The following is a 22,101-nucleotide window of genomic DNA, read 5'->3' as shown; positions in this document are numbered from 1 at the left end:
CTACTATGCCATTATGAGATCGCTGGAAATGTCTAAGATGAACTAGCTAGGTGTAAAATAGCGTGATAATCTAAGGAATCATGTTTGATTGTTCGGAAAAAAAGTGCAGAAGAAGTTTCCAGTCGCAAGCAGTAGGCTGTAAAATTTAAAATTCTTAGAATAAAGGTGTTATTAGCGTTGTGCGCTTTTGTATTATGCAAGCTTTATCCTGGTAAAAAACTGTATTGTATTGGTTAACAGTTTGGAAAAAAAATTGGTTTGTGGCAGCGTTGGTCAATGGTATCTATCAAAAGCCAGACCCAAGCTAGTGTTTTTTGCCCGGTCGTTTTCACTCAACTCGTGGAGGTTTAGTCATGTCCGTTCGCCTATACATAGGCAATTTGCCTAAAGAAGAAATAGATCGTCAAGAGCTGCAAGCAGTTTTTGCAGAAGAAGGCGATGCAGTTACCACTAAACTGATTAAAGACCGAAAAACAGGCAAATGCCGTGGATTCGGTTTTTTGACAGTAAACAATGACGAACAAGCAGACCAAATTATTGAAAAATACAATGGTCAAGTGTTCAAAGACTCTGCTATAAAACTCGAAAAGGCATTACCTCGTACAAAAGGAGAGGAAAACAACGAGGAACTACCTAGTAAACCTACTCCGAACCCTGTAAGTAGCACCCCTACTCCTACTCCAAGCAGAGAAAACAATCGTAGGGAAAAAAGCTCCAACAAGAAGTCTCGTCGTGGTGGCGGTGCTAGGGAAAACACACCAGTCACATCTAGTACGGATGATGCCATTCGTCCAGATCCCCGGTGGGCTAATGAGTTGGAAAAACTCAAGCAAATGCTTGCGGCACAAACCACAAGCTAATGCGCAAGCAAGAAAGATTAAAAATTAAAAATCAAGTTTTTTGATTTTTAATTTTTAATTGTTATCCCAAAAATGCCTGAGCTATCTAGCTAAAGGGAAGTTGTAACCATTGTTGTAAGTGTGATCGCAACTGTTGGCTGAAAAGCGATCGCTGGCTATATTTTTCTGAGCGAATAGGCTTGCGTTCTTGATCTAGTGTCCAACCGTAATCGCTACTCAGGCGCAGCCTGTCTTGCCAGTCTGAAATAGAAACGACAAGTCCAGATGCAGGGCTGTTGTCCACACCTTGTACACGGAAGACATAGTTAAATGTATTCTGTTTACCAGGAGCGACGGTAGAAGGTTGACCGCATTCTAGCAAAAGTCGCGATCGCACTTGTTCGACAAGACCTGGTTTTTCCAAATCTTCGAGAGTCCGAACCCCTAAAGTTAGGGCAAAGTAAAAATCTTCAACCGGAACAAATTCTAATTGCATAGAATCTCTGTGAGAGTTCGACATTTTGCTACTGATTGACAATGTAATCAAAATGGTAAAACATAGCAGGGACACGCAACCGATCACAAGCTTCCTACAGCACTCTCTCTTCAATATTGTCAGTGATGGCAAGTGCAGCAGCTGTATTTAGTAGCGCGATGTTGTTATGTGTGAGATTTGCATCCTGTGTTATCGTTAGTCTTCACCGTCCCCACAGAAGCTTTCAAAACCATTAAGAGCAGCAAAATCACGAACTACTCACGTACCGCCGGAGATTACCCTAGCAATCGTAAATCATAAGCCCTACAAGCTGGCTTCGGCTACGTGAACAACAAGATTCCCGACTTCTCACAGAAGTCGGGAATCTAAGCCAATGGATTTATGTGTCTTTAGCACTCAGTTCCTCCGGAGGAGGCACGGACACCCTACGCGCGTTGGAGCAGCCTGTCCTCTGAACTTACAAAGCAGGCACTTTCACACTAATCAAATACGATTGCTATACACAAGGTTATAGCTGGTGCGTTCATGCTCTTCTAGTAGGAATAATTTTCTATCTAGGCATTCAGTCAGTGCAAGCTGAAAATTGTCTTAATATCTCATCAAATTTACTTTGGACACAAAATATATAGTATTAATTATTACTAGTAATTGTCAACAAAAAAGGTGATTGTTGTTCAAAACCGTAGTATAAGTTTCGACTTTTCATTTCAACTCACTTTTTTTGAGTCATCCTCGTTTCCTACAGGTCTAGTTCCAGAAGTTGTACTTAGAAAATATCCTTGCTAGCTAGCAAATATATATTTTGAAGATAGAACGCAGATTATAAACATTATCTTCATTTGAACATACTTAATTGATTTACTATCTTTTTACAACAATCTACACTGAAGACATCAATATAGAGAAAAGCCTATAGGTGTAATTAGAATTACAATGTTTAGGTTTACTTATAAATAATATTAGCTAAAAATATATCAATTTAAGTATAAAGAAATTAAATATAAGTACGTAAAGAAAAATCTTACTTCTGGATAGTAGATGTATAAAAATATGTGGCATATTAAATTAAAATAAAGATTAATTAAACTTTCTGCATACATAGAGAGATCGGGCGAATCACCTACTGAATCTGCCTAAAACCTCTTGAAGCGAAAACACCAACAAACTATGAACTCTAGAACTAAACAACGCATCGCCTTAATTTCAGTACATGGCGATCCGGCCGTTGAAATCGGGAAAGAAGAAGCTGGAGGACAAAATGTATACGTGCGCCAAGTTGGAGAAGCACTAGCTAAACTTGGGTGGCAAGTTGAAATGTTTACCCGCAAAGTGAGTGCGGAACAAGAAACAATAGTTCAACACAGCCCAAACTGTCGAACCATCCGGTTAGAAGCTGGTGCCGTTGAATTTGTGCCACGAGACAATTTGTTTGGATACTTGCCAGAATTTATAGATAACTTCCTCAAATTCCAGCAAGAAAATGGCTTTGTATATCCTTTGGTTCATACAAATTACTGGCTTTCTAGCTGGGTAGGAATGCAGTTGAAGGAAATCCAAGGGAGCAAGCAGGTTCACACGTACCACTCCTTAGGAGCAGTTAAGTACAACACGATTAATACGATTCCTCTGATTGCTACTACCCGGTTAGCAGTGGAAAAACAGGTGTTGGAGACAGCTGAACGAATTGTGGCGACAAGTCCGCAGGAACAAGAACACATGCGATCGCTTGTTTCCACAAAAGGAAGTATCGATATTATTCCTTGCGGTACTGATATTGGGCAGTTTGGTTGCGTAGACAGACAAGCAGCAAGAGCTAAGTTGGGAATCGACCCAGAAGCAAAACTCGTGTTGTATGTAGGACGTTTTGATCCACGCAAAGGTATAGAAACACTAGTGCGTGCTGTGGCAGAGTCGAAATTGCGATCTGAAAAACTCCAGTTAATTATTGGTGGTGGTAGCCGCCCAGGTCACAGCGACGGAATGGAACGCTCGCGCATTGAAAGTATTGTCGCCGAATTAGGGATGAGCGACTTTACGACCTTCCCTGGTCGTTTGAGTCAGGAAATCCTGCCATATTACTACGCAGCTGCTGATGTTTGTGTTGTTCCCAGTCATTACGAACCATTTGGGCTGGTAGCAATCGAAGCGATGGCAAGTCACACACCAGTCGTAGCAAGTGATGTCGGCGGACTTCAGTTTACAGTAGTCCCTGAAGAAACTGGTTTATTAGCACCACCACAAGATGTTGGTGCTTTCTCTACTGCGATCGACCGAATTCTCGCTAATCCCCAATGGCGAGACCAGTTAGGTCAAGCTGCTAGGAAGCGGGTTGAAACAAAGTTCAGTTGGGAAGGAGTCGCATCTGAGCTAGCTCAACTTTATACCCAATTGTTACAAGAGAAAGCTGAAGAAATACCACAAGAAACGCAGAAAGAAGCGATATTAGCGAGTTAACACTACCGAGTCACAGGACATAAGTCGTGAATAGTCAACAGTCTATAGGTTAAACTTAACTCTGAGTGGTTATAACTTTTGACTATATCCCGGTTGTCCATTATCCATGACCGACAAACAACTCACTCAATACCGTTGAAAATCTTAACATATAAGATTTCATAGAAGACTTCGTAAAGAAGTCTTTTTATTTGTTGAGAATTTTTATTTGAGTAAAATTTATGTTTTACAACTTAAAACAGATTGTCTGTGTCTGTTTTCGAGAATTTGCCCAAAAAACAAGGAAATTTTATATTTAGTCAAATTTTCTGTAAAATACAGTGCTTTTTCTCGCCATTGTGCGAACTCATGTCTTAACCTCTAAAGTATAGAAGTGATTGCTTGCTTCACCACTTAAGTTACAACCAAAGCCAACCGAAACAGGAATCAGTAGTTTGATGAATCTACACTTGTTTATTTCATACAGCAGCAATATTGGCGTCAGTCGTCAGAAGTAAAATTTGCTCGATATCTGGCTGTTGAGTTGAAAAGGTGTAGCTCAATAAAGATGCAAACTGTTGTATGTGTTGGAGTAAGATTTTTGATTTATTAGGTGCAATCTATTAAATTTAGTAGCAATTTGGGTGTGCAATCAGCTTCGCTGCGCCCGAAAGCAACACAGAGACGTTAATAAATCAGCAATTCAAAGGAAATACTATGCTTCGTCTACGCAAATCTATCAATTACAGCAAGTCACTGATTGTTTTGGGATTAGCTACCCTGGGTTTATTTGTAGCACCTCATTCTGCTAAAGCCTTGACACTCGTCAATCAAACAGGTTTTACTGACACAGACTTTGAAAACCTGATAAATCAGGGTCAATTTAACGAATTGTTTGTTGCTGAAGGTCGCATTGGCGATTTGGGTGGTACTGCAACTTATGAACTGAGTATAAATGAGGATGTTAAGAAAGGTGCTAATCCCGTACAACAACAGCAGTATGCTTGGGAGAATAATAAGCCAGTAGACTTCAGCTTGGAATACACAGGAAGTACCGTTAACTATACGGTTGATGGCAAACTCCTCAGCAGCAACGCTTTTAATGGTCCGGTGAATGACATTTTCATCCGTACCTTCGCCTCGAATAATAGTGTTGCATCTCTGACAGACTTGGCGTTTAACGGTGAAGGAATTGGAGATTTACTCTCTTCTTCTCTAGGTATTGGCTCAGACGTAGATTATCTGCGAATTCGTGACATCAGCGATCCATTCGTGATCACTGGTAAAACATCGTTATTCTGGGCTGGTGCAACTCCACCCAGAAATTCTCAACTGGCATACCAAATTAAGGTTGGCGGCAGTTCCTCAAGCACAAGCGTACCGGAACCAGGAACAGTTGGTGCAATCTTCTTGGCGACAGTGGCAGGTGTAGGTTATGGCAGAAGAAAAAAAGTCAAAGTCGCTAGTGGTCTGTTTCATTAATTCTAATGGGTTACAAGATCCCCGACTTCGTAAAAGTTGTCGGGGATCTAACGCCTACGACATATCAAAATTAATGACATAAACTATTAGCTAACAGGCTCAAAAACTTGTCAAAAAAGCAGCGGTTAGCATGATGTTTGAAAAAATCAGTATAGCTGGCCGCTTTTTTGCTTGCCCCACTTTATGCTGAATCAGAGAAAATGGAATTATACTGACCGAAATTAATGGGATACAAGCCCTGCCCTTCTAGGGCAGCTTTTGTTATAATAAAGTTGGTGAATACATAAGCCCCCTCTAGGCTCAAGACGCGTTGAAACAGCTACGATGAGAGCAGGCGTAGAGAAAGCTGCAAGGGCAATGGTAGTCAAATAAGTCCAACCCTCTAAGCAAAAGAAAATTTCATAGCTGGTAAGTCAGTTAGTCGCGGGAGGGCATTCCGAGACTTTAAACGGACGTGGAGAGCGTGTAAGACCTGGTTCAGGCAGTACTTGATGAAGCGTCAACCCCATTCAGAGTAGGCTCCTTTAAGGTGTCGCTTGGTGAGGAATCACCGCACTTATAGGGCGGTGAGGATGTCAAAATCGATACTCAAACAACAACGGCCAATCGTCGTGCAAACATTTGACTTCACAACGCTCAGCGCTGTTTGTAGCGACATCCGCGCTCACTGGCTACCATCACGCATAGAACAAGTTTACCAACGCAATAGCTACACCATTGCCATAGCACTCCGCACTCTCAAACCACGGGGTTGGCTGGAAATTTCCTGGCATCCCCAAACAGCTCGCCTTCATATCGGCGATCCACCACCAAGAACACCAGATACTTTTACCTTTAGCCAACAATTACTGCACCAATTAGGTGGTTTGGCGTTGGTGGGGCTGGAGGCAATCGCTCCTTGGGAACGTGTCGTTGATTTGCAATTTGCCGGTCGTCCGGGAGAAAGCGCTTTGTATCACCTGTACGTTGAAATCATGGGCAAGTACAGCAACGTTATTCTCACCGATGCCAATAACAGCATTATCACCGTTGCCCATCAAGTCAGCCAACAAAAATCCAGCGTCCGTCCCATTTTGACAGGACAGCCTTATGAAACACCACCGAGTCTAACTGCTGCTATACCAAGTTTGGGCGAATCTCAAGAACGCTGGCAAGAAAGAGTCAGCTTAGTCCCAGGAGCTATCAAACGTCAGTTGCTCAAAACATATCGCGGTGTCTCACCTTCACTGATACAATCGATGCTGCTGGTATCAGACATAGATCCAGAAAATTCAACAGACACCCTAAAACCCGAAGATTGGCAACGGCTGTTTCACCATTGGCAAGAATGGCTGCTGATGTTGGAAAGCCAGAAGTTTGAACCTGCTTGGACAAAAGAAGGATACACTGTACTTGGTTGGGGTGCGATCGAGAGCGCGAAAAATATCCAAGAGTTAGTCAACCGTTACTACACCGACCAGAGCAATCAACAAACATTTTCCCAACTGCGGCATCAGTTGAGCCAGAAACTGAATAATATTCTGGAAAAATTACGACTGAAAGCTGCTAATTTTGAGCAACGCTTGCAGCAGTCTGAGAACGCGGATGAGTATCGACAAAAAGCTGATTTGTTGATGGCGCATCTACATGAGTGGCAAGTGGGAATGAAGGAAATTATCCTGGCTGATTTTGAAACTGGCAAACCAGTAAAAATCGCTTTAGAACCAGATAAAAATGCCGTGCAAAATGCCCAAAGTCTTTATAAACAGCATCAAAAACTCAAACGCGCTCGTACTGCTGTAGAACCCTTATTAGCTGAAGTCAAGGCTGAAATTGAGTATTTAGAGCAAGTGGAAGCGGCAATTTCTCAGATCGAGAATTACACAACAGCAGAAGATTTACAAGCTCTAGAAGAAATCCGCGAGGAACTTATTGGGCAGCGGTATTTAGAAGACTCAGGATACCGCCGTCGCAGTTCCACTGAAGCCGCTAGCACTAACTTTTATCGTTACAGCACCCCTAGTGGTTTTGAAGTCTTAATTGGTCGCAACAATCGCCAGAATGACCAATTAACCTTTCGTGTAGCCAACGATTACGATTTATGGTTCCACGCTCAAGAGATTCCTGGAAGCCATGTGCTGCTTCGTCTAGAACCAGGTACTCCTCCAGAAGAAGCCGATTTGCAATATACTGCTAACTTAGCAGCATACTATAGTCGCGGTCGTCAGAGTGACCAAGTACCAGTTGTCTACACTCAGCCAAAACACGTCTACAAACCCAAAGGAGCCAAACCAGGAATTGCTATTTACAAGCAGGAGCGGATTATTTGGGGACAACCGCAGTTAGTTGAAATAAGTAAAAAGTAAAAAGTAAAAAGTAAAAAGTAAAAATTAATTAGTTTTACTTTTTCTTGCCAGATGCTTGAATTCTTCTTAAAGATAGAGGCTATTTTCCTTCCTCAACATCTTTTTTTGATAAATTTCCATAAAAAGTCTGTACTGGCTGTTACAATATTGTTAAGAAAAGTTTCCCGTTACGTTTTGAGAACGTGCTACTTGGGTTTGACCCTCTTGAGAAGACAACGCAAAGAAAAATTTTAATAGACCAGCTGTGGTAGGCTGGTCTTTTTGTACTAATTAGAAACTGAGTTTAGAAACTCAGTGTAGTTCTGACCGCACCAATGACAACATCATCGTTGTCATTATTATGATCCGGCGCTGTTAGCCAGATAACTCCAGGAGTAATGGTGATATTGTCAGTGACTTTGTATTGGTAGAACGCCTCAACGTGATAGGAAGTGTCTCTGTCTCTAGAAATTTCATTAATGCTAGAACCTGTCACCTTAGGTTCCATACCGAAGATGATGCCTGCTAAATTGCCTTCTTTACCAAGGTCAGGAAATCCTAGACTCACAGCCCAGTTCCATATCTCTAACTCTCCACGGTCAACTCTTCCTCCTTCGGTGGATAAGTTGCGAGCGTTAGTGTATCCAACCCAACCGCCTAAAACAAACTTCTCACTCAAACCAAGCGATGCTTGTATACCGTAGGAATTGCTAGCAAATGGTACAATCACCGGGTCAGGTTCTCCAGTCACTTCAGGGGGAGGGGCAAGTTCAGACTGAAGGAAGGATATAGGATTTGCCCGCAGGCTACCAGTACCCAATTCCTGATTGTAGGCGTTGATGTAGGTCAAGCCAATAGTGAAGCGATCGCTCGGTTTAAATGTTAGCTGTGCCAGCGCACCGTATGGACCATTCAACAAACCATTATCCTCAGAAGGGTCATTGGGTGAATTCGCCAAATACGCCAGACTGAGTGAAAGTGCATCACCAAACTGTTGAGTGACTCCCAACCCCGCACCATCCATGTTGTAATAAATTGGGTTGCGCGTGCCAAAGCTGGACAAAGCACCAAACGCGCCGTCCCCATCAAAAATGTTTACCGTATCGGTAACGTCGTCCGCTGCACCCGCATTCGCAATAGCGATCACCTCTGTACTTTCTGTAAGGGGGAATCTGTAGTACAGTGCATCGATAAAAGCATCTGTGCTACCGTCTTCCTCGGCAAAGTACAAGTTGCCCTCGGATGTACCAATGTCAGGGCTGAGAATATTATTAGCCTGGATTCTGGTGAAAAGTTCATCTTCTCCGGTGAAGCTGGTCACAAACTCCACACGCGCCCGCACCCCAAATGTTGTATTGTTGTCCTTGACATCTACATCGTTGACTCTATCACCTCCTAAAACATCGGTGATTGCAGCGACAACTTGCCCTTGTAGTTTGGTGGTTGTAGAAAATTGATTTGCCTCCAATTCAGCAGATCTTGCTTCCAAAACATCCACACGACCTCGCAGTGTCGCCAGTTCTGCTGTAAATTCCTCTTGCAGTCTTTGTAATGTGGCTAAATCTTGTTTCGTCACCAAATCTGCTGTGGCGGTGGCAATGAGTTCGTTAACCCGGTTGAGACAAGCATTTAAACCAGCCGCAAACTCATACCGCGTCATCGCCCGATTACCCCGATAAGTTCCATTCGGGTATCCTGCAATACAACCGTACCGCTCTACCAGGGATTGCAGTGCTTGAAATGCCCAATCTGTGGGTTGTACATCCGATAGCTGAGACACCGAAGTGACTTGTGCCATTGTTTTGTTTTGAGGGATTTTCTCAGCTTCTTTGTCGAAATTGCTAAGTGTTTCCCCTGCAATTGCGCTGGCACTCATCACTAACATTGTGCCGAAAACTGCTGGACTCACCAGCAGGGTTTTCCAGAATTTTGTCATTTTTTCCTCACACCCATTCTCAATGAACACCCACACTGCGCTTTGTCAAAGCTTATTGTTATTAGAAGGTAGTCTCATTAATTTATCAATAATCAGCAAATTGTTTAATCATAAATTTCAAAAAATATCAATAAACGTATGTGCGAATCAAGGTAGCAGCCTTAGAGGACAAACCCTAATTGAGTGCAGATAAATCCATTCAGTCAAGCAAGTATGAAGACAGCAGAACTTTTGCTTGCTGAAAAATTTTTGTTGGTACTAACACTCAATCGCAGACCTTTTACCTGAGAATGAGAATAATTATACTATTAAGATGTAAAATTAAGTCTCATTGTCAACAGAAATTTCAACCAAGGCAAAGCAAACAGCTTCCAGCAAGGAGAGAAAACAGTGCTCTGGACTTATGAACAACCAAGAAGAAAAACACACAGAAGCGGTATCATACCTTTGATTGCTCTGCTTATGTTATCACTGAGTGCTGGCTGTACTCAATCTAACACCAATCAGGCAACAGTTTCTGAACAGTCACCGCAGGCACGAGAAGCTGCGTCCACTCCATCACCGCAGTCAGGAAAAATCAAAGTGGTGACGACATTTTTACCGATGTATTTGTTTACCAAGGCTGTGGCTGGGGATGCAGCAGATGTGGAAATTTTAGTGCCACCGGGAACAGAAGTACATGAGTACCAATCTACACCAGAGAATGTGAAGGCGATCGCCACGGCAAATGTGTTGGTAAAAAATGGCTTAGGTTTGGAAGAATTTTTAGAAAACACGGTTAAAAATGCCCAAAATCCCAAATTGTCTGAAATTGATGCCAGTAAAGGTATTCAACCCTTGAATGAAATTTCACCTGTTGAGAAAACCAGTAAAAAAGAGGAAGAACACGACCACGAACACGCTGAGGGAAACCCGCATGTTTGGTTAGACCCAGTGTTAGCAAAACAACAAGTTGCTAATATTAGAGATGGTTTAATTGCTGCTGATCCTGGGAATAAAGCGACCTATGAATCAAATACAGCAGCATACATTAAGCAACTGGAAAGTTTAGATAGCGATTTTAAGCAAACTTTACAAAAAAATCCCAATTGTACCTTTATCACCTTTCATGATGCCTTTCCATACTTAGCTAAACAATATAACCTCAAGCAAGTTGCCGTCGTGGAAATTCCAGAAGACCAACTTGCCCCAACAGATGTGCAAAATGCTATTAATGCAGTGAAAAAGTATAAAGTAAAAGCTTTGTTTAGTGAACCAGGGGTAGATAACAAATTGTTAACAAGCCTTTCTAAGGACTTGAATTTAAGTTTGCGTCCCTTGGATTCTTTAGAAACTGGCGAGAGAGATCCGCAGCATTATTTCAAGGCTATGCGAGATAATTTGCAAACCTTAGAATCAGCCTGTAGATAAATGTTTTCATTTGTCATTTGCACTTTATATAAAGGACTAATGACCCATGATCCATAACCAATGACTGATGACCGATGACCAATGATTAATAACTTTCCTACGTTAAAAGTAGAGGGATTGACTGTCTATCAAGGCAACTACCTCGCTGTTCGGGATGTTTCGTTTGAATTATTTTCAGGAACAAATACAGCCATAGTTGGTCCTAATGGTGCGGGTAAAAGTACCCTCGTGCAAGCAGTTTTGGATTTGATTCCACGAAGTGCTGGCAAAATTGAAATATTAGGTCGCCCAATAACACGCCTGGAGAATTTACGTCACCAGTTGGGCTATATGCCACAAAATTTTATCTTTGACCGCAGCTTTCCCATTTCTGTGAGTGAATTGGTAGGGTTGGGATGGGTTTATTCATCTCCTTGTAATTCTGTAACAAGCGGAGGTGAAACCAGAAAAAAGTTTTTATTTGGAGGTTTGGGGCGATCGAGTCGGGAAAAATCAGCAGCAGTCGCTGAAGCTTTGCGGCGAACCGATGCTTACCATCTACGAAATCAGGCAATTGGAACTCTCAGTGGTGGTCAACTTAAGCGGGTATTGCTATCATACTGTTTGGTCATGCCTCGGAAACTTTTGGTGCTAGATGAGGCATTTGCTGGAGTAGATGTGCAAGGTGCAGCAGATTTTTATACGCTGTTGAATGAACTTAAGCAGGAAGAAGGATGGACAGTGTTGCAGGTTTGCCATGATATTGATATGGTGAGCCGTTATTGCGATCGCGTCATTTGCTTCAATCAAACCATCGTTTGCACTGGGGTTCCAGAAGTTGCCCTTTCGCCGCAAAATCTTTTAGCGACTTATGGTCCTGCCTTTAGTCGCTATCAACATAATCATTAACGCGCGTTATGAAAAAGAAAGAAGAAAGAACAATTTCTTCATTCTTACTCTTAATTTTTCATTCTTCACTTTTATTCATCTAGGTGTTCGGCAACAGCCTGATAAAGATGCAAAACATGGCTGTCGTGGAGGCGATAGAAGACATTACGACCTTGCTTGCGGTAACTAACCAAACGCATTGCCCGTAAATTTCTTAGTTGGTGGGAAACAGCAGATTCACTCATATTGAGTACTGCTGCCAAATCACTAACACAAAGTTCTTGTTGCGCTAACAGTGAGAGAATTCGTAGACGATTAGCATCTCCTAAAAAGCTGAAAAATTCCGCCATACGCTGGGCTTTTTCACTGCTGAGAATCTCATGTGACAGAGGTTCAAGGCTATCGTTCTCTATCTGGCGTATTTGATTATATGTATTAATTTCTTTTTGGGGAAGAGAATTGGTGAGATGAACTGACATAATTGTTATTTGTTAGTAAAAAACGAATCTTATACACTCAAAATAGTTTAAAAGTTTGGTCAAAAAAAATAATATATGTTTTTATTTGATAATTGCCAAACAGCTTGGCTTGCTATCACCAATGTCAATGACCTGGTGACATTGCTACAGTTTCCCTTCATGCAACGTGCTATTGCAGGTGCTGTTTTGATGGGAATACTTGGCGGTTTACTAGGCAGTTTTGTCACCTTGCGCCAGTTGTCTTTTTTTAGCCATGCTGTTGGTCATGCTGCTTTAGTAGGCGTGGCGTTAGGTGTGCTGCTACAGTTAAATCCCACCTGGATGCTGCTACCATTTACACTCATTTTTGGGTTGGTTGTCCTCTACTTTATAGAGAAAACTGATTTAGGTAGCGACAGTGTTCTAAGCATTGTCTTGTCAGGTGCCTTAGCAGTGGGTGTGATTCTTAGCAGCTTAATTAAAGGATATCGCGGCAACCTGATGGGCGTGCTATTTGGCGATATTCTCGCTATTGACATGACAGATTTGATTTTGACGCTGCTTGTGCTTGTGGTCGGCACCCTATTCTTATTATCAACCCTCAGGCAGCAAATTTTGTTAACACTTAACCCTGCTGTGGCAAAGGTTCAAGGGATTCCAGTTCAGTTGTACCGCTATGGGTTTGTCGTATTGCTGTCATTAGCTGTTGCTGTGGCAATTAAAGCTGTTGGCGTTTTACTCGTCAACGCCTTTTTAGTTATTCCCGCCTCTTGTGCCAAACTGATGAGTCATCACTTTAACCGCTTTTTGTTGCTGTCGGTGATTGTCGGTTCCATAAGTAGCTTTGCTGGCATCATCGTATCGGGTCTTTTCAACTTTGCCTCTGGTCCTAGTATCGTTCTTGTTCAGTTTGTGGTATTTTTGACAGTTTTCGGCTGGGTCAAGTTAAGAACAAAAGCGGCATAAAATTTTTTTCTGTTAGGACTTGCCAAATGATTATGACTTTGCTACATTAAGTAATCGTGGCAAACAAAAAAAACCACGCCGGGATAGCTCAGTTGGTAGAGCAGAGGACTGAAAATCCTCGTGTCACCAGTTCAAATCTGGTTCCTGGCATAACGAAAAAACCCTTGAAATTCTTATGTTTCAAGGGTTTTGTTCTTTAAGGCGATCGCATTGATTGTCAGGAATGTTAAAGGTTATCTGACTGATGAACCAAGCTTACTTTTCACTCTTATGTGGAGAACCTCGCTTCCATTCCTCTCTCCTACAAGGAGAGAGGCTTTGATTTTCCCCCTTCCCTACTAGGGAAGGGGGCTAGGGGGTTAGGTTTTTCGTGGATTTTTCCACATGGCGTGAAAAGTCAGATGAACCAAGCATTGGTTGAGTGTACGATCGCTTTAGTCGCTAAAACTAGGAGCATAAGCTCAGGGTATTCTGTCACGACTTCACGCCTAAGCTGTTCCACATTTAAATTGCATAATTAGGGCGGGCTTTTCGGCTCACCCCACAGGAGTTACAAAAAATTTAAGGTTGCAAACTAGATGTGGTTTAGCTTACACCAACAGAGGAAAAACAATGACGACACTGCTAATTCAAAGCATGAGCGTCCCACTGACGGTCAATCTTCCTGCAATCAAATCGATGAGTGTTGAACAATTCTACGAATTCTGTCTAGCCAATCGCGATTTGAGAATTGAGCGTAATGCCAGTGGAGAAGTTATCATTATGCCACCTGCTTTTTCAGATACAGGTAATCGCAACATTAAAATCGCTCAACAACTGGCAAATTGGGCAGATCAAGATGGCACAGGTGAAACGTTTGACTCTAGTGCAGGCTTTACCTTGCCCAATGGGGCAACTCGCTCCCCGGATGCCTCGTGGATTAAACTAGAGCGCTGGAATGCCTTAACTGAAGAACAAAAATCCTCATTTGCTCCAATTTGTCCAGATTTTGTGATTGAGTTACGGTCTTCTAGCGATACTCTTAGTGGATTGCAAAACAAGATGCAGGAATATATTGACAACGGTGCATCACTAGGCTTATTGATTGATCGCAAAAACCGCAAAGTCTACATCTACCGCCCTAATCAAGAACCGGAAATCTTGGATAATCCTGAAACAGTGAGCGGCAATCCAGAGTTACCAGGATTTGTCTTGCGGATGGCAAAAATTTGGTGATTGATATTATTGTCTGGAATAAGTTTTGACGCGATCAACTTTGCTCGAGTCGTTAACTCGCTTGTCAACTATGCAGAAATAACGGTAGCACTAGCTTCTCATCGCTTCGTTTCGCAATTGGGAACTGGCACGTCTTTTTGTCCCAGCACTTGTTGAGTAACAAATTGTTTTGTCGTCCTTGCGGTGCTATTAGACTTAATGTCACCCTGATGAGTGGATCAGGTTTTTAGAAAGCGATCGCTTTTAATGAGTAGTAATAATCGAACTCGAAAAATCCTGCTGTTATCAGCAAATCCTAAAGGTACCAGCCGACTTCGTCTGGATGAGGAGATGCGCGAAATTGAAGACGGATTAAAACGAGCAAAAAAGCGTGATGATTATTTAATACAAACAGCAAAAGCAGTACGCCACAGAGATATACGTAGAGCTATTCTGGATTACACACCACATATAATTCACTTTTCTGGGCATGGTTCTGGAGAAGAAGGCTTGGTATTTGAAGATGAAACAGGTCAAACTAAGTTAGTTGATGCAGAAGCTTTAGCGGAATTGTTTCAACTGTTCGCTAACCAAATAGAGTGTGTTGTCCTCAATGCTTGCTACTCAAGATATCAGGCACAAGAAATAGCCCGACACATTAATTATGTGGTGGGTATGAGTCAGGCAATTCAAGATCAGGCAGCAATTGAATTTGCTGTGGGTTTTTATGATGCTCTAGGAGCAGGTAAGAGTTATGAGTTTGCCTATAAAGTTGGTTGTAATGCCATTCGCATGGCAGGCCTAGCACAAGACTTAATACCTCAACTCATCCCTAAGACTGATTTACCGCTCAACTTTTCCTCAGAAGAACTATCTGCAAACTTGTCAGCAATATCGACAAACATATATATTGAACGCCCACCGATTGAAGAAAAATGCTATAAAGCTATTTTGCAACCTGGTGCGCTGATTCGCATCAAAGCTCCGCAAAAGATGGGTAAAACATTACTGTTAGAGAAATTACTCGACTATGCTAGACAGCAGGGTTATCAAACAGCAAAATTAGATTTGAAGCTAGCTGATAGTTCTGCCATTGCTGACTTGAAGACTTTCTTACAGTGGTTGTGCGTCAATGTTTCTGACAGTTTGGAACTGGAAGCTAAGTTGGATGACTACTGGCAAGATAGTAACGGACTGAATACAAGCTGTACTCGTTACTTTCAAAAATATTTATTATCAGAAATTGATAGTCCTGTTGTTCTTGCCATAGATAATTTTGAGCGGCTGTTTAAATATGAAAACATTTTCTCCGAATTTTGCTTACTGCTGCGGAGTTGGTATGAAACTGCCAAACAAGGGGACAGGATGGGTAAAGTTTGGAAAAAAATTAGGTTAGTGGTGGTTAATTCGACTGAAACTTATCCTACCTTAGACACGAATCGCTCACCGTTTAATGTTGGATTAGCGATTGAATTACCTGAATTTAACCTTTCTCAGGTAGAAGAAATGGTGAACCAGTATGAATTAAATGGACAGTTGGGAGAAGAAGATTTAACTCAATTGATGGAATTGTTAGGAGGACATCCTTATTTAGTGCAGGAGACGTTGGAGAATCTCAAAAGCCAAGAAACTTCCCTAGAAGAACTTTTGACACTCGCCGCAACGGAACAAGGAATTTTTAGCTACCATTTACGAGAACAACTGCAATGTTTACAAGATGCTTCTCAGCTAGAATCAGCTTATAAAAGAGTAGTGACGGCAAATGAACCTGTGCAACTTAATCCTGAAATTACCTTCAAACTGCACAGCTTAGGGTTGGTGAAAATTGTGCGTAATGATTGCGTTCCTAGCTGCGATTTATATCGTCAGTATTTCTCAATCCGTTTGGGGTAAGTTATGGGTGATGAATATATCAACGAATATATTTTTTCTGGAAGCTTGCCCGAAAATGCTAGCACTTACGTCACACGGGAAGCCGATAATGAATTGTATGAGGCACTTAAGCAAGGGAAATTTTGTTATGTATTGAACTCCCGACAAAGTGGAAAGTCTAGCTTGCGTGTGAGAACAATGAGCCGTCTCTCAGAAGCTGGTGTGGAGTGTGCATCTATTGATTTGTCTTCTGTTAATATTCAGAGTGCGACGCAAGAGACTTGGTATGCAGATTTGATTGTGAAGCTAATCGACAGCTTTGACTTGGATGTAGATTTTCAACAGTGGTGGGAGAAGAACCAATTAAACTCATCTTTGCTGCGATTTAGTCATTTTCTGGAAAAGAAGCTGCTGGTTGAAATTAGAGAAAATATTGTTATTTTCATTGACGAAATTGATAGTGTTTTAAGTCTGCAATTTCCTACTGATGATTTCTTTGCTTTTATCCGTTCCTGTTATAATCAGCGCGTTGATAATCCCGAATATAATCGCCTCACTTTTTGTTTGTTGGGAGTCGCGTCACCAAGCAATTTAATAGAAGATAAACAACGTACCCCATTTAATATTGGGAAAGCTATCTCTCTAAAAGGTTTTCAATTGCAGGAGGTTGAGCCATTACAAAGAGGCTTGGAGGGAAAATTTAGTAATCCTCAAAAGGTGATGCAGGAAATTTTAGAATGGACAGGAGGACAACCGTTTTTGACGCAAAAGTTGTGTCAGTTTATGGTTGAGGAGTCTGAGAAAGAAAATTCTCGTTCTGTTGAGCAGGTAGTGAAGTCCTGCATCATTGAAAATTGGGAATCTCAAGACGAACCTGAGCATTTACGAACTATTCAAGCGAGAATTTTGCGGGATGAACAACGGGCTGGATATTTACTAGAACTGTATCAGCAAATTAGATTAAGGGAGGAGCAATCCGAGATTACAGCAGATGATACTTTAGAACAAAGCGAGTTACAACTTTCGGGCTTAGTTATTAGGCAACAAAATAAGTTAAGAGTTTACAATCCTATATATCAAGAGGTTTTTGATCAAGATTGGATTGAAAATCAATTAAGAAACCTGCGTCCATATTCTGAGAATTTCCGCTTTTGGGTGGCTTCTGGAGGAACTGATGAGTCACGATTGTTGCGGGGAAAGGCGTTACAAGAAGCTGAATTATGGGCAAGGGATAAGAGTTTAAGTTATCAGGATAGGCAGTTTTTAGCAGCTAGTAAAGAGAAAGAAATTCAAGAGGAAATTGCTGCAAGAGAACAAGAAGCTGCTTTAGAGAGAGAGAAAAAAGATAGGGAAGCAGCAGAGTCACGAAATAAATTACTCAGTGAAGCCAATAAAAAAGCTCAACAGCAGATTCGTAATGGGGCTGCTTTTTTATTATTGGCTGTATTTGTTGCTGTCATTTTAGGAGTATTTGCAGCAAGAGAAGGAAATCAAGCACTACAAGCACAAAAAATGTTTAAAGATGCTAACACAAAGGCTCAACAAGCAAACAGAAAATTTGAAGATACTAACACAAAAGCTCAACAAGCAGAAAAAAAAGTTATAGACTTACAGCAGCGCGCTCAACAAGCGCAAAAAAATGTTGCTCAAGCTAAACAACAAGCTATAAAAGCAACAGAACAATCTCAAGCTGAACAAAAAAAGGCTCAACAAGCACAACAAAATGCTGCTCAAGCTAAACAACAAGCTATAAAAACAACAGAACAATCTCAAGCTGAACAAAAAAAGGCTCAACAAGCACAACAAAATGCTGCTCAAGCTAACCAAAAAGCACAAGAAGCCAAAAAAGAGGCACAAAATTTACAAAATCAACTGGCTTTAGCAAAGAAAGATGTTGAGAATGTTCAAAAATTATCTGAATTAGCTGGAGAGTTACGAAATGTAAATCTTACATCTGAGTCAGATCAAGCATTGAGGCTAGCAGGTCTATCATTCAACGTCAAAGACTATAAACTCAAGCAGGCTCTACTATTTGCTTCTATTTCACAAGCATATCAGCATTTGAAAAAGTGGGATAAAGCAGAACAAGAAATTCAAGAAAGTCATAATTTCTTAGCACAAACCGAGAAAAATACTACTTCTAGTGAAGGATTACAAATTCAAGTTTTGGCTAAGAAAGTTCAAGGGGATTTACTAGGGCAGAAAAAAGAAATAAACCAAGCTATAGAATCTTATAAATCAGCATTTAACATTCTTAAGAATTACCCAGAACAAACTAACTCCTTTACAACAAGTAACCAATTGCTCACAGCCAAAGATATTGAATCTGTTCATCGAGGAAAATTGAGCTACTCTCTATAAATAATACAGAACCATACTTGAGAAAACAGGTTGAACAATCTCTTAGAAAACATCTTAAAGCTCAATACGAATTTTATTTACCGTAGCACTCTCTTCTTCTCTCGCGTTGCGACTTGTAAAGTGTACCATTTAAGGCTTTTAGAAGTTTGTAAATATTTATTAAAGCCTCCTTTCCCACGCAACAATCAGCATTTCATAAATCCGATACCTGGCACCGGGGGAATATAGCAATTTGCGTTGATAAATTTTTCTGCTACCTCCATTATCAGTTATCAGTTACCAGTTACCAGTTATCAGAGATTCTAGTTTTCTTGAGGATTGAGAAAAGGATTTTTGATATCTCTTCGGGATTTTCATAGATACTGGTAAATGCTTTGTCATCAATATACCCTGTGTCTTTTAAAAGAGACAGGGTATATTTAGTTTCAAGACATTCTTTGTAAGCAATAGAAATTTTTGCAGAAAATTCTGCTGGTGATATAGCTCCATTTGCTTCTACAATATTGGCTCCAATTGATGTTCCACTTCTAATTAATTGTTTTGATAAAATAAATTCTTTTTTCTCTTGAGTCAAAGATTTATAAGCATTTACAATCCTGATAGCGAACTTATACGCCTTCTCATACACCAAACTGTTCATAGCTTATTGATAACTGATAACTGATAACTGGTAACTGATAACTGATCTATGAATCCCCTAATCCTTGACCTTCGCCCTGTCATTCGCCTCACTCACGAACAATTCGAGCAAATTGCTCTTGCTAACCCCGACCTACGGATAGAACTTAGTGCTGATGGAGAATTATCTATTATGCCTCCAACTGGCGGAAATACGGGCAGACGCAATGCTGATCTAACCTATCAATTACAAGCTTGGAACCGTCAAACTCGTTTAGGTGTCGTCTTTGATTCCTCTACCATTTTTCGCTTACCCAACGGTGCAGAACGTTCCCCTGATGCTGCTTGGATAATCCTAGAACGCTGGAATGCTCTCACCCAAAAGGAACAAGATTCTTTTCCCCCACTTTGTCCTGACTTTATCATTGAATTGCGCTCCAAAACTGATTCGCTTAAACCCTTACAAGCAAAAATGCAGGAATACCAGGACAACGGCTGCCGTTTGGGTTGGCTGATGAACTACCACGATCGGCAAGTCGAAATTTATCGTCCTCAATGCGAAAAGGAAGTCCTGCGATCGCCTCAAACCCTGTCGGGTGAAGAAGTTTTACCGGGGTTTGTTTTAGATTTACAAATGATTTGGGAATGAACTCGTTACAGTCAAAAAATGAAACACATTTGATAATTTTTGTCAAGGCGCAAGCCCTAAGATATTCAACTATTATTAAGTCATATTATTAAGGAAAGTTGCAAAAGTCGTGACTTGAACGGCTGAGCCAATTTGCCTACTTTCTCCAAAAAAAGTAAAGGAATTAGTCATGACAGAGGCAAGAAACATAGTCGGCGGAAACCTAGAAATGTGCTGCTCTTCTCCCATAACTGGATATTACCGCGATGGGTTTTGTAATACAGGAGGTATGGATTTTGGGATGCACGTTGTTTGCGCCCAGATGACAGCAGAATTTCTTGAGTTCACCAAATCGCAAGGAAACGACCTTAGCACCCCTATGCCAGAACATCAATTTCCTGGTTTAAAAGAGGGCGATCGCTGGTGTTTATGTGCTGCTCGTTGGCAAGAAGCTCTTGAGGCTGGCGTTGCTCCCCCCGTCGTCCTCACAGCAACCCATCCTAGAGCTTTGGAAGTGGTTTCCTTGGATGATTTGAAGAAAAACGCCTTAACTTCTTCCTAAATAAAATCTAAAAATTTGTTTGACTTAGTAGCCGCCCATACCACCCGATACATTGTCTGTAACTTAAGAGCGATTTTCACAACTTCAATTAGAGTCATAATCGAGCAGGACTTGGAGTGGGTGTAACAAAGTTAAGCAATGGTTACAGTCGTTGTCGTTATCAATATACTGATATCGCTGGTTCTTCTGTACGTAGCTTGGCGAGTGCGCAAACTTAAGCAACGGCTGACAAGGCTAGCTAATATCTTTATTGCTGCTGAACTTAGTAGTCATAGGGTATTATATGGCGCACCCGCAGCTATCTCTATAGGTCAGCGAAATGTTCATAATCTGCGGCAGACACACCAATCACCACAGCTACAAATCCAGCGAGTACGGCAGATTTTCAGCCTCCTTGCTCTCGGACAACAAGTCTGGCGTCGTAATTTTATTAGGTTACGCTCAAAACCTCTGAAAATGAGGAAGTAAACAGTATAGGAGGACACAGGAACAAGGCAGAATGTCTCAGATTATAGATTGAGTGAAGCAGTAGGTTTTAGAGTTTTGGTTACATCCCAGTACCCTGTTGGCTACGTCAAGGCAACCTTTGTGGCTAATTCATTGTCTCTGTAAATAGGAAGATAAAATCTTTTGGATTTCGCTGCGACGTGAAAACCCGCATAAAATGGGTGTAAGGAGAGGAACAAAAAATGTCTAACAACCGTTCTGGATTATTTGTTGGCGGTATGATGATAGGAGCTACCATCGGTGCCTTGACCGGGTTGCTGATTGCTCCACGTACGGGACGCGAAACTCGTCAACTCTTGAAGAAATCTGCCAGTGCGTTACCAGAATTGGCAGAAGATATATCAACGAGTGTGCAAATACAAGCAGATCGCCTTTCTGCAAACGCACGCTCTAACTGGGATGAGACTTTGGACCGACTGCGGGAAGCGATCGCAGCTGGCGTAGATGCCAGTTTGCGAGAAACCCAAGCGGTGAAGCAGCAAAATGCTCAACAAGAGTCTGATTCCCTTTCTCAACATCTAGATAGCTAGTAGAAGATATTAAAGTGATTGACCCCCTGTTTTGGCTGGGACTGTCTATACTCCTAGTCGCCGCCAGTCTCACTGCTGTTTTGGTGGCGGCGATACCAGCTTTGCAGGAATTAGCAAGAGCAGCCCGCAGTGCAGAAAAGTTATTTGACACTCTTTATAAAGAGTTACCACCCACTCTAGATGCCATTCGCATGACCAGTTTGGAAATCACTGACTTAACTGATGATGTCAGTGATGGGGTAAAAAGTGCTGGTCAAGTCGTCAAACAAGTGGATCAAAGCCTTGATAGTGCCAAAAAGCAAGCGCAAAACGTTCAAGTCGGCACGCGCAGTATCATGGTCGGTGTAAAAGCTGCCTGGAAATCCTTTACTCGCTCGAAATCTTCAAAACGAACAGTTGACCGTCTTGTGCCATCTCAAAAAGCAAAGCTAACATTGCAAGAACGGCAAGCCTTAAGGCAAGAGAATCGCTTCACAAATACGCAAGGTTACAGCATCAACAACGATTACAACGATGGTGCTGATTGGGAAACCAGTTTTGATAAAGAAGATTTACAGGGTCAGACAGAATCTGAGAATTGGTCTGATAAAGATTGAACTGCTATATAAAATCTAGACA

At 41.5% G+C, this 22,101-nt stretch carries 19 protein-coding genes and 1 tRNA gene; 16 read left to right on the top strand and 4 right to left on the bottom strand.

Annotation, left to right across the window (positions count from 1 at the left end):
- The first annotated feature begins 353 nt into the window (after nucleotides 1-353).
- Nucleotides 354-860, top strand: coding sequence for an RNA recognition motif domain-containing protein (locus tag ACM0OZ_RS20530; protein WP_414584664.1), 507 nt, complete (start codon nucleotides 354-356; stop codon nucleotides 858-860).
- An 85-nt stretch (nucleotides 861-945) separates the two neighbouring features.
- Here the strand turns inward: ACM0OZ_RS20530 and ACM0OZ_RS20525 are convergent, their stop codons facing one another.
- Nucleotides 946-1,335, bottom strand: a complete 390-nt coding sequence (locus tag ACM0OZ_RS20525) for a hypothetical protein (RefSeq protein WP_414584663.1) — start codon at nucleotides 1,333-1,335, stop codon at nucleotides 946-948.
- A gap of 1,167 nt (nucleotides 1,336-2,502) precedes the next feature.
- Here ACM0OZ_RS20525 and ACM0OZ_RS20520 point away from each other — a divergent pair.
- The 3 genes from ACM0OZ_RS20520 to ACM0OZ_RS20510 all read left to right on the top strand — a co-directional run bounded on the left by ACM0OZ_RS20520 (nucleotide 2,503) and on the right by ACM0OZ_RS20510 (nucleotide 7,595).
- Complete coding sequence (locus ACM0OZ_RS20520; RefSeq protein ID WP_414584662.1) at nucleotides 2,503-3,789, top strand: glycosyltransferase family 4 protein; 1,287 nt, start codon at nucleotides 2,503-2,505, stop codon at nucleotides 3,787-3,789.
- A 696-nt stretch (nucleotides 3,790-4,485) separates the two neighbouring features.
- A complete protein-coding gene (locus ACM0OZ_RS20515; RefSeq protein WP_414584661.1) occupies nucleotides 4,486-5,250 on the top strand; it encodes a choice-of-anchor W domain-containing protein in 765 nt (254 codons plus the stop codon).
- 611 nt (nucleotides 5,251-5,861) lie between these two features.
- The gene (locus ACM0OZ_RS20510) at nucleotides 5,862-7,595 is read left to right on the top strand and encodes an NFACT family protein (RefSeq protein ID WP_414584713.1); all 1,734 of its coding nucleotides are present in this window, start codon (nucleotides 5,862-5,864) and stop codon (nucleotides 7,593-7,595) included.
- Nucleotides 7,596-7,878: 283 nt separating this feature from the next.
- On the opposite strand, the gene ACM0OZ_RS20505 is transcribed toward ACM0OZ_RS20510, so the two are convergent.
- Nucleotides 7,879-9,510, bottom strand: a complete 1,632-nt coding sequence (locus tag ACM0OZ_RS20505) for an iron uptake porin (protein ID WP_414584660.1) — start codon at nucleotides 9,508-9,510, stop codon at nucleotides 7,879-7,881.
- Between the two features lie 462 nt (nucleotides 9,511-9,972).
- On the opposite strand from ACM0OZ_RS20505, the gene ACM0OZ_RS20500 reads away from it, so the two are divergent.
- Entirely contained in the window at nucleotides 9,973-10,920 is a 948-nt protein-coding gene (locus ACM0OZ_RS20500; RefSeq protein ID WP_414584712.1) for a metal ABC transporter substrate-binding protein, read from the top strand.
- A gap of 81 nt (nucleotides 10,921-11,001) precedes the next feature.
- Nucleotides 11,002-11,808: a metal ABC transporter ATP-binding protein gene (locus tag ACM0OZ_RS20495; protein ID WP_414584659.1), complete on the top strand. Its 807-nt coding sequence runs from the start codon at nucleotides 11,002-11,004 to the stop codon at nucleotides 11,806-11,808.
- A gap of 71 nt (nucleotides 11,809-11,879) precedes the next feature.
- Here the strand turns inward: ACM0OZ_RS20495 and ACM0OZ_RS20490 are convergent, their stop codons facing one another.
- Nucleotides 11,880-12,266, bottom strand: coding sequence for an ArsR/SmtB family transcription factor (locus ACM0OZ_RS20490; protein ID WP_414584658.1), 387 nt, complete (start codon nucleotides 12,264-12,266; stop codon nucleotides 11,880-11,882).
- A 75-nt stretch (nucleotides 12,267-12,341) separates the two neighbouring features.
- On the opposite strand from ACM0OZ_RS20490, the gene ACM0OZ_RS20485 reads away from it, so the two are divergent.
- The 5 genes from ACM0OZ_RS20485 to ACM0OZ_RS20465 all read left to right on the top strand — a co-directional run bounded on the left by ACM0OZ_RS20485 (nucleotide 12,342) and on the right by ACM0OZ_RS20465 (nucleotide 18,638).
- Entirely contained in the window at nucleotides 12,342-13,211 is an 870-nt protein-coding gene (locus ACM0OZ_RS20485) for a metal ABC transporter permease (protein WP_414584657.1), read from the top strand.
- A gap of 77 nt (nucleotides 13,212-13,288) precedes the next feature.
- A tRNA-Phe gene (locus tag ACM0OZ_RS20480) sits at nucleotides 13,289-13,361 on the top strand.
- A 462-nt stretch (nucleotides 13,362-13,823) separates the two neighbouring features.
- Nucleotides 13,824-14,426 (top strand): Uma2 family endonuclease, encoded by a 603-nt coding sequence (locus tag ACM0OZ_RS20475; RefSeq protein ID WP_414584656.1) that lies wholly within the window; start codon nucleotides 13,824-13,826, stop codon nucleotides 14,424-14,426.
- Between the two features lie 246 nt (nucleotides 14,427-14,672).
- Nucleotides 14,673-16,298: an AAA-like domain-containing protein gene (locus ACM0OZ_RS20470; RefSeq protein ID WP_414584655.1), complete on the top strand. Its 1,626-nt coding sequence runs from the start codon at nucleotides 14,673-14,675 to the stop codon at nucleotides 16,296-16,298.
- 3 nt (nucleotides 16,299-16,301) lie between these two features.
- Entirely contained in the window at nucleotides 16,302-18,638 is a 2,337-nt protein-coding gene (locus tag ACM0OZ_RS20465; protein ID WP_414584654.1) for an AAA-like domain-containing protein, read from the top strand.
- Nucleotides 18,639-18,921: 283 nt separating this feature from the next.
- On the opposite strand, the gene ACM0OZ_RS20460 is transcribed toward ACM0OZ_RS20465, so the two are convergent.
- Nucleotides 18,922-19,278 carry a four helix bundle protein gene (locus tag ACM0OZ_RS20460; RefSeq protein WP_414584653.1) on the bottom strand — a complete coding sequence of 119 codons (357 nt, stop codon included), beginning with the start codon at nucleotides 19,276-19,278 and terminating at the stop codon, nucleotides 18,922-18,924.
- A 48-nt stretch (nucleotides 19,279-19,326) separates the two neighbouring features.
- Between ACM0OZ_RS20460 and ACM0OZ_RS20455 the strand changes: the two genes are divergently transcribed.
- The 5 genes from ACM0OZ_RS20455 (at nucleotide 19,327) to ACM0OZ_RS20435 (ending at nucleotide 22,079) form a co-directional block, all read left to right on the top strand.
- Nucleotides 19,327-19,905: a Uma2 family endonuclease gene (locus ACM0OZ_RS20455; RefSeq protein ID WP_414584652.1), complete on the top strand. Its 579-nt coding sequence runs from the start codon at nucleotides 19,327-19,329 to the stop codon at nucleotides 19,903-19,905.
- A gap of 169 nt (nucleotides 19,906-20,074) precedes the next feature.
- On the top strand, nucleotides 20,075-20,446 hold the full coding sequence (locus ACM0OZ_RS20450) for a DUF2237 family protein (protein WP_414584651.1): 372 nt from the start codon (nucleotides 20,075-20,077) through the stop codon (nucleotides 20,444-20,446).
- A gap of 138 nt (nucleotides 20,447-20,584) precedes the next feature.
- Nucleotides 20,585-20,914 (top strand): hypothetical protein, encoded by a 330-nt coding sequence (locus tag ACM0OZ_RS20445; protein WP_073633801.1) that lies wholly within the window; start codon nucleotides 20,585-20,587, stop codon nucleotides 20,912-20,914.
- Between the two features lie 221 nt (nucleotides 20,915-21,135).
- Nucleotides 21,136-21,483: a YtxH domain-containing protein gene (locus ACM0OZ_RS20440; protein WP_414584650.1), complete on the top strand. Its 348-nt coding sequence runs from the start codon at nucleotides 21,136-21,138 to the stop codon at nucleotides 21,481-21,483.
- A 14-nt stretch (nucleotides 21,484-21,497) separates the two neighbouring features.
- Nucleotides 21,498-22,079, top strand: coding sequence for a DUF948 domain-containing protein (locus ACM0OZ_RS20435; RefSeq protein ID WP_414584649.1), 582 nt, complete (start codon nucleotides 21,498-21,500; stop codon nucleotides 22,077-22,079).
- Nucleotides 22,080-22,101 lie beyond the last annotated feature (22 nt).

Source organism: Scytonema sp. PCC 10023, assembly GCF_963920835.1.
In the GTDB taxonomy this organism is placed as follows: Bacteria; Cyanobacteriota; Cyanobacteriia; order Cyanobacteriales; family Nostocaceae; genus Kalymmatonema.
The sequence above is the reverse complement of the archived record's forward strand: the minus strand, read 5'-3'. Positions and strand labels throughout refer to the sequence as shown.